The sequence below is a fragment of the Virgibacillus profundi genome (genome assembly GCF_002287375.1).
Lineage (GTDB): Bacteria > Bacillota > Bacilli > Bacillales > Amphibacillaceae > Virgibacillus_K > Virgibacillus_K profundi.
Genome location: NZ_NPOA01000035.1, coordinates 1 through 1,751, shown reverse-complemented (window position 1 = coordinate 1,751; position 1,751 = coordinate 1). Strand labels below are relative to the sequence as shown.

Genomic DNA, 1,751 nt, shown 5'->3' with positions numbered 1-1,751 from the left:
CGAGACCAGTGAAAAAGTCACCATTCTAGCCCAAAATCTCAGAAGAAGTGAAAATCTGTATAATCTAGCCTCAATTTAACAGAATTCGCATAAAAAAAACCCCCAAAATGGTATAATTAGTATGACCAAATACCAAACCATTAGGGGGTTTTTTCATGCTTCGACAAGAGCCAAAGCAATATAGTTTTCATTCTGTATTATACAATAAAATTCCAGAAAATCATATACTCAAAGCAATTTCCGCCGCTGTTGACTTCAGTTTCATTAATATTTTACTAGAAGATACCTACTGCAAAGAATTCGGTCGTCCAGCAAAAGAGCCAGAAATGATGTGTAAACTGCTTTTTCTACAGCATTTATATAATTTATCTGATGAAAAGATGGCTATGGAGGCTAGTTTAAATCTAGCTTTTATGTACTTTATTGGCATCAATCCAGAAGATTCTTTACCAGACAAAAGTTTGCTTTCAAAATTTAGAAAGCACCGTCTTGGTGAAGATACACTTGATGATATCCTTACTGAAATGGTAAGGCAGTGCGTAGAAAAGGATATATTAAAAGGGAATAGTGTTAGTTTAGACACTACTCATATTCTAGCAAATACGATAAAGAAAACGCCCGAGCGTTTAATGAAACATCTAGCCAAAATGATCATACATACATATAAAAAAGAATCCAGACAACAACTTGAGGATTTGCCTGAAGTACCAAATTATAAGGAAATATCCAATCATCGTGAAGCGAAAGCTGTTATGAAATCTTATTTAGAAGAAATAATTGACTTGATAGAGAAACAAATCACGGACAACAAAGAACTAACCAATCAATGGATTCAAAAAGCAAAAGACATATTGTATGATCCAAAGTTTATCAATCAAAAAGGAATCCGTTCCATTATCGATGAAGAGGCGAGGGTCGGTCGTAAAAGTAAAACACAATCTTTCTATGGCTATAAATCAGAAATCATGATGACTACTGATGAACGCATAATCACTGCAGTTCGAACCGCTGACGGTGCCTATATGGATGGAGATTATACAGAAGAAATGCTTGCCCAAACACTAAAAACCGGGATGAACATAGGGGAAGTGTATGGAGATAAAGCTTATTTTAGAAAACCGATTTTAGATGAAATTAGAGCCAAAAAAGCCAAATCTTTTATACCCGTTAGTTCGACCGTTTATCGTATCGATGAAGAGGAGTTTACGTATAATAAAGACTCTGATGAATGGCAATGTTCCCAAGGAAATACGTCAGTCAAAAAGAAACACTATATATCAAAAAGAAAGGACGGCGTAAGACAAGGCTATAAATATTACTTTGATATAAAGCAGTGTAAGGAATGTCCTCTACATGATCTATGTGCAAAAAATACTGCTCGTAGAATTCTTGTCGTAGGTATGAATACTGCGGAGTTCTATGAATTATCTCAATATCAGAAGACAGAGGAATTCAAAGAAAAATATAAGAAGAGGGCTTCCATTGAAGGTAAAAATGCGGAACTCAAGCGTTTTCACGGCCTGTCTCGAGCGAGGGGATATGGTCTATTAAGCGTGTCCAAGCAATCGAAATTAGCTGCCATAGCAGCAAATATTAAGCGGATAGCAGCGATAGTATCCGCCTAATATTGGGTAATATTACAGAAATCCATAGAAAATCAAACAATTAATAATTGAACTCATTTTTTTTACTCCATTTTCACTCCTCTTTATATATACGTAACAAAAACCCCTACTTTTTCACTGGTCTCG

Annotated in this window: 1 pseudogene; it reads left to right on the top strand. The window is 35.4% G+C overall.

The annotated features are described in order from the left end of the window. Window positions 1-155: 155 nt before the first annotated feature. A pseudogene (locus tag CIL05_RS21385) lies at window positions 156-1,622 on the top strand (IS1182 family transposase); the annotation flags it as partial. Window positions 1,623-1,751 lie beyond the last annotated feature (129 nt).